The organism is Chryseobacterium sp. CG10_8, assembly GCF_058117085.1.
On the sequence record NZ_JBYVEB010000038.1, the window covers coordinates 22,423 to 28,776 of the forward strand.

At 33.6% G+C, this 6,354-nt stretch carries 7 protein-coding genes; 2 read left to right on the top strand and 5 right to left on the bottom strand.

Translation table 11 applies throughout. The features are described from left to right. Positions 1–138: 138 nt before the first annotated feature. Both AC4AGG_RS08070 and AC4AGG_RS08075 read left to right on the top strand, forming a co-directional pair. On the top strand, positions 139–759 hold the full coding sequence (locus AC4AGG_RS08070; protein WP_489771479.1) for a hypothetical protein: 621 nt from the start codon (positions 139–141) through the stop codon (positions 757–759). Positions 760–935: 176 nt separating this feature from the next. Next, on the top strand, positions 936–1,172 hold the full coding sequence (locus tag AC4AGG_RS08075) for a YtxH domain-containing protein (RefSeq protein WP_489771480.1): 237 nt from the start codon (positions 936–938) through the stop codon (positions 1,170–1,172). A gap of 59 nt (positions 1,173–1,231) precedes the next feature. Here AC4AGG_RS08075 and AC4AGG_RS08080 read toward each other — a convergent pair whose 3' ends face one another. The 5 genes from AC4AGG_RS08080 to AC4AGG_RS08100 all read right to left on the bottom strand — a co-directional run bounded on the left by AC4AGG_RS08080 (position 1,232) and on the right by AC4AGG_RS08100 (position 6,205). Next, complete coding sequence (locus AC4AGG_RS08080; RefSeq protein ID WP_489771481.1) at positions 1,232–2,029, bottom strand: class I SAM-dependent methyltransferase; 798 nt, start codon at positions 2,027–2,029, stop codon at positions 1,232–1,234. Between the two features lie 23 nt (positions 2,030–2,052). Then, on the bottom strand, positions 2,053–2,736 hold the full coding sequence (locus AC4AGG_RS08085) for a DUF1835 domain-containing protein (RefSeq protein WP_489771482.1): 684 nt from the start codon (positions 2,734–2,736) through the stop codon (positions 2,053–2,055). After that, positions 2,737–4,332, bottom strand: a complete 1,596-nt coding sequence (gene hisS, locus AC4AGG_RS08090; RefSeq protein WP_489771483.1) for a histidine--tRNA ligase — start codon at positions 4,330–4,332, stop codon at positions 2,737–2,739. 340 nt (positions 4,333–4,672) lie between these two features. Then, positions 4,673–4,927, bottom strand: coding sequence for a hypothetical protein (locus AC4AGG_RS08095; RefSeq protein ID WP_489771484.1), 255 nt, complete (start codon positions 4,925–4,927; stop codon positions 4,673–4,675). Positions 4,928–5,080: 153 nt separating this feature from the next. Continuing rightward, entirely contained in the window at positions 5,081–6,205 is a 1,125-nt protein-coding gene (locus tag AC4AGG_RS08100) for a DegT/DnrJ/EryC1/StrS family aminotransferase (protein WP_489771485.1), read from the bottom strand. Positions 6,206–6,354: the final 149 nt, after the last annotated feature.

A 6,354-nucleotide genomic window follows, 5' to 3' on the forward strand; every position in this document is an offset into this window, starting at 1 on the left:
GGTTAAAATTTAAAGATAAGGATATTTTTATTTTTCGAAAATTAGAGCTCATTAAATTTAAAATAAAAGCGAATATTTCGTTCCAAATTACCTTTCATTTGCGTAACTTAGATGTATCTCAAATTCAACTAATTAAAAGTGAAAAATATCATTACTTTACTCGCAATTTTCCTCTGTTTGACAGCTTTTGCACAGACCAAAACTTTCACCGTAGGCAATCATCATTTTAAGATTATTTCAAAAACTGAATCTCAAGAGGACGAAAAGAAAATCGAAGTTTATCGTGATAATGAAAAATTGATGAGTCACAAGACTTTTTCCTCATCTGCTGATTGCAGTTCTGAAACTTCGGAACTTGGAATGTACGAACTTAGCAGTAAAAATCAGTTGGTATTTTACACTTTTTGGTGCAGTGGAGATCGGATGTCATCTCCTATCCTTCCATTTGGTGCGATGAAACAAACTTATCAAATCCAGAAGGACGGAAAAGTAGTCCCAATCGAGTCAATCATCTACAAGGAAGATTTCGCCGACCATCAGAATGCAATTCAGTTTTTAAATAAAGGACAAAAGACTGAGCAAGAAAAAGATGAAATCAAAGCTTACGTAGATGAAATTGAACGTACTTATAATGCAAAATTTGTTCTAGGAAAAGAGAAGGAAAAACTTCTAAAAGAAACTAGGCTAAAGCTTACTAACGAAATTAATGCTGAAACCAAAGACTGGAAAGAATGGTACGGTAATAATATCAAAAAGTAAAACGGAAAATCCTTTATTATAAGGAGTAAAATTAAATGATTAAACCTCAAGTCTAGAGGCTATCTGATAACATAATTTTAAATAAATTTAACTAAACTTTATAAATTGAAAATGGGATTTGGCATAGATTTTACATAGTCATAAGTACATTCATATTAACACAAAAAATTAAAACAATGGCATCAAAAAAAACTGGAATTTTAGCTTTACTTGGACTTGGAGCATTAGCTTGGTGGAAGTACAAAAACTCTACACCAGAACAAAAACAAGCAATTAAGGATAAAATTGACACTGCTAAAGAAAACCTTAATAAATGGGGAACTGAATTGAAATCTAAGGCTAATGACTTGTCACAGAAAGCTCAGGACAAAATGGACGAGTTGAAAACAATTACAGATAAGCCTACAGAATAAAAATCTTAATACTTATCTTATAACGTATTATTCTTTTAGTTTATGGTAGAAGTCGCTCATTAGAGCGACTTTTTTTGTGCTTCTAATGCATAGACCATTGGAATCTTCTGTTCCAATTGTGGAATAATATATTTCCCTTTCTCAATCTCTTCGTTATGCATAAAACATGGATAAGGTGAGTAATCAAACTCTCTAAAAGCCCTTATCTCTAATCCATTGGATAATAAAGCGGTAAGTACGTCAGATATCGGATGATTCCATGTCACATATTGTTGAGTAATGTTGGCCTTTTTGTCAGCATAAGTTCCATCGAAGGTTTCAACAATCGACTCTTTGTTGAAGTAACTGTACTTTACAAACTGAAAATCATCATCATACATCCAAACAAAAGGATGAAACTCCGCAAAAACAAATTGTCCATTTGGTTTCAAAAAATGTGAAATCACCTTTGCCCATTTTTGCAAATCAGGAAGCCAACCAATCGTTCCGTAACTCGTAAAAACGATATCAAACTCCCCTTCTAAAACTTGTGGTAAATTATAAACATCCGAACAAACGAATTGCGTATCTGTTCCACATTGAGTTGCAAGATTTCTTGCGGCATCAATCGCTTTATCGGATAAATCAATTCCCGTCACTTGCGCTCCCATCCTCGAAAGCGAAATCGAGTCCTGTCCAAAATGACACTGCAAATGCAAAATTTTCTTTCCAGAAACATCTCCTAAAAGATCTAATTCAAAAGAATTAAGAGACGATTTTCCTTTAAGGAATCCTTCGACATCATAAAAGACGGACTTCAAATGAGGCTCTACTTTTGCATTCCAAGAATCGCGGTTGATATCTAAATAATTTTCCATAACGAATTGTTTTTCAATGTAATTTATAATTTTTGCCATAGATTCTTGACTTGTAAGTCCCCGAATCCATAAATGGGGAATTGCTTTTGAAATACTTCAAAAAAACTTGGGAAGTCAGAGGTTTGTGACTTCAATTCTTTTAACTCTTTCTCTAATTCTCCGTTAAAACGTTGGTCATTAGCTCGAGCCAATTCTTGAAAATGACGAATAACTTCCGAAGGGAAAACCTCAAATGATTGACTTAATTGATACTGTTTCCAAAGCTTTGAAATCTGTTCCATTTCAAACCGATTGATGACCGCTGAATTATCTATAAAATCATTGAAATAATCAGATTTAAAATATTCAAAATCAAAATATTCACCTTTAGGAAACACTCTAAAAAGTTCTAAATCCCGATCCTTCAAAGCATCAACAAGAAACCAAAAATTAACTTGGCAGAAAAGGTCATGACCAAACCAAAAATAGACTTTTGAACCATCTGGAATTGCCTTCAATTTTTGAAATTCAACTAAAACTTTATTGTAATAACCGGCTTCCAATATTCCGTAACCTTCCGAAATAAATCTTTCTCTATTCTTGAAGAAATTTTCTTCAGACAATGGTCCGTCAACCAGACATTCTCTCCAAACAATCCTACGCTCTCCCAACTCTTTTGGAAAATTTTGAGCTAAATAATCACCGTTGAGAATGTGATAATTTGACATTTACTTCAGAAATTCAGCGACGGAAACCGTGCTTTGTTCGCCAGAAACAATGTTTTTAACAGTCAATGTTTGGTTTTTCAGTTCTTCTTCGCCTAAGAAAATGACGTTAGAAATCCCCTTCTTCTCTGCATAAGAAAACTGCTTTTTCATTTTTGCATTTTCTGGATACAACTCACACGAAACGCCTTTCTTTCTCAGTTGAGCTATAATTTTGAGAGCTTCAGAGCTTTCGTTATCTCCGAAATTAAAGAATAAATATTCTACTTTATTGCCAGTTTCTTCAGGAAATACGCCCAATTCCTCCATCACAAGGTAAATCCTGTCCAATCCGAAGGAAATCCCAATTCCAGGAATATCTTTAACCCCAAAAACCTCTGTCAGATTATCATATCTCCCGCCTCCACCAATAGAACCCATGACAACGTTTTGAGCTTTAACCTCGAAAATGGCACCCGTATAATAGTCCAAACCTCGCGCAAGGGTAATATCAAAAACCAATTCGTCTTTAATCCCAAGATTTTTGCATTGGTCAAGAACAAACTCCAATTCTTCAACTCCTTTTTTACCAATTTCGATTCCGGAGAAATTAGATTTAAGGATCTCCAAAACTTGCTCTTGAGTATTACCATCAAACAAAAAGGATAACTTTCCGATCGCTTCTTCTGAGATATTTTTTTCTCTCAATTCTTTAACGACACCATCTTTGCCTATTTTGTCTAACTTATCCAATGCGACGGTAAAATCTATCAACTGCTCCGAAATATTTGCAAATTCTGCCAATCCAGAAAGGATTTTTCGATTGTTAATATGGATTTTAACAGGAATCCTTAAATCTTGAAAAGAAGTCAAATACAGTTGAACCAAATCCACTTCTTGCCATAGACTTTCGCTTCCTACAACATCGGCATCGCATTGATAAAACTCTCTGAATCTTCCTTTTTGAGGTCTATCTGCTCTCCAAACAGGCTGAATCTGATAACGCTTGTAAGGAAAATTAAGTTGACCATGATTCATCGCTACAAAACGTGCAAATGGAACAGTAAGGTCGTAACGAAGGGCTTTGTCGGAAACTTCAGGAATCGTTTTCTTGGAATCAAATTCTCTAATTATTTTATCATAATGAAAAAGTAATATTTTCTGTTGTAAAATCAACTCGCGAAAAGAATTTTCATCATTTCCCATTTTATAATTTTCATAGAGTAATTCTAAGTCTTTAAAAAAACTCTCTTCTGTAATTAATTCACTTATAAAGTCTGCTCCTGCACCAACTACAATTGACATCAAATTTTGACTTTTTGAATAGGCTCGAATTTGTCCGAATAGGTCATTTATTCTATCAGAAAGATTTAATGATTTAGTCCAATTTTCTTTTATTACTTTTAAATAATCTCCAGAATCCAGAATTTTGAAAATCAAACGGTCGCCTTCTTCACCGTACTTACCAGTCAAAGTGGACAAGTTTTCAAAACTTGGAGTCTCCAAAGGTTGAAATCCAAATAGTTCGAAATTCTTCTGTAAAATATTGATAATATATCTTCTTTTCACTACTTCATCAGCGGTGAAATCACGTGTTCCTTTTGCTAAACTTGGTTTCATTATTTTTATTTAATTTTTGGGGCGTTGTTAAAGCTTTGAGCTCTAATGACACTTGTTTTCCTGCAAAAATAAGGATTTTTTTGTGGGTTGCTGGTAAAGTTATTCTCAGCAAAGTAAACTCATCTTAATTGTTTTCTGATAAAAACTCCCCCAGATTCCGCAGATTTTAACTTCATTAATCATAAATTCTGCGAAATCTACGGGAAATGACAAAATATAGTCAATTGATAATCTTAAATATTTTTTTTAGATACGTTTGTCCTAATATTTTCAGATAAATTTCGGTTAAAACCAAAATATTCTTTAAAACCAAAAGCGGGCTAAAGCCCGCTCCTATTAATTATTCTTTTCCGATATCGTCAATTTCGTGTTCAAAAAACTTCTTACTGAAAAAATATATCGTGCCACCATAAATTAGCATCACTAAAGCAATAATTGTGTTGATCACCAAATCAAAACTCCCAAATACTTGATTCTTAACCATGATTGCAATCTGAAATACAGATGCCACAACTGTGTATATAATGGTTCTGTAAATAAGTTTTAGTACATTACTATTCCTTTTTACAATTGCAAAAAGTGTTGCCAGATACATGATGCAAAACATTATACTAAAGCCTACATATACAAAACTTACATTGTAATCAAGCTTAATAATAATAGTTAAGACACAAAATATAGTTAGTAACCCATATAGAACTAAAGAAAAAACATAAAGTTTTTTGTTATCAAAAACGCTTTGATTCATCTATCCCATAAATTCTAAAACAGCATCTGAAATGTACTTCAATTGCTCGTCATCTAATTCGGTATGCATTGGAAGTGAAATTACTTGGTCTAACAACTTGTCGGTATTCACAAAATCTGCATCATTTGACTCCTGATAATAAGCCTTCTGCTTTCTCAAAGCCACCGGATAATATATCATCGCTGGAATCTCTTTTTCTGCTAGGAAATCTCTCAATTCATTTCTTTTGCCATTAAGAATTCTCAATGTATATTGATGAAAAACGTGTGTCGAATTTTCTGCTCTTTTTGGAAGCAAAATCTGTGGATGGTTGGCAAATGCTTCATCATAATAATCTGCTGCCTTTCTACGAGCCTCGTTGTAAGAATCCAAATTTGGTAATTTTTTTCTCAAAACTGCAGCTTGTATGCTGTCCAATCTCGAATTAACACCAATCTCGTCATGATAATACCTTTCGTACATTCCATGATTAACAATCCCTCTCATACGGTGAGCCAAAGCATCATCATTGGTGAAAATTGCTCCACCGTCTCCATAACAACCAAGATTTTTCGATGGAAAAAACGATGTTGTCCCAATTGTTCCCATTGTTCCTGATTTTTTCACACTTCCATCAGAAAACGTAAAATCCGCTCCAATAGCTTGTGCATTGTCTTCCACTACAAAAAGGTGATGCTCTTTAGCAACCTTCAAAATCTCCTCCATATTAGCACACTGCCCAAACAAATGTACTGGAATAATCGCTTTCGTTTTATCTGTAATTGCAGCTTTTAATTTATCAATATCCATCGTAAATGTATCGTAATCTACGTCTACCAAGACTGCTTTTAACTTCAATAAATGAATAACTTCCACGGTTGCAGCAAAAGTAAAATCAGAAGTAATGACTTCGTCTCCTTCCTGAAGACCCAAAGCCATCAATGCGATTTGTAAGGCATCTGTACCATTAGCACAAGGGATAACATGCTTCACATCCAAGTAATCTTCCAACTCTTTTTGGAAAGATTTCACTTCTGGACCATTGATAAACATAGCATCTCCCACTACATTAATAATTGCGTTATCCAAATCTGATTTTAACTTATAATACTGACTTTGCAAGTCAACCATTTGTATTTTCTTCATACGACTTAAATTATTTTGTAAATTTACATTTATTTGAAAAGATAAAAAAATGAAAAGACATTTACTTTCTTTTTTTCTGATTTACACCACCTTTGTTTTTGCACAGACCGAATTAGTCTTTGTTTATTTCCGTGACAAGCCTAATAAAC

Coding starts and splice junctions, on each gene's coding strand:
- AC4AGG_RS08080 (WP_489771481.1), bottom strand. CDS start 2,029: ATGGAAAATTATTTAGATATCAACCGCGATTCTTGGAATGCAAAAGTA.
- AC4AGG_RS08100 (WP_489771485.1), bottom strand. CDS start 6,205: ATGAAGAAAATACAAATGGTTGACTTGCAAAGTCAGTATTATAAGTTA.
- hisS (WP_489771483.1), bottom strand. CDS start 4,332: ATGAAACCAAGTTTAGCAAAAGGAACACGTGATTTCACCGCTGATGAA.
- AC4AGG_RS08095 (WP_489771484.1), bottom strand. CDS start 4,927: ATGTATCTGGCAACACTTTTTGCAATTGTAAAAAGGAATAGTAATGTA.
- AC4AGG_RS08075 (WP_489771480.1), top strand. CDS start 936: ATGGCATCAAAAAAAACTGGAATTTTAGCTTTACTTGGACTTGGAGCA.
- AC4AGG_RS08085 (WP_489771482.1), bottom strand. CDS start 2,736: ATGTCAAATTATCACATTCTCAACGGTGATTATTTAGCTCAAAATTTT.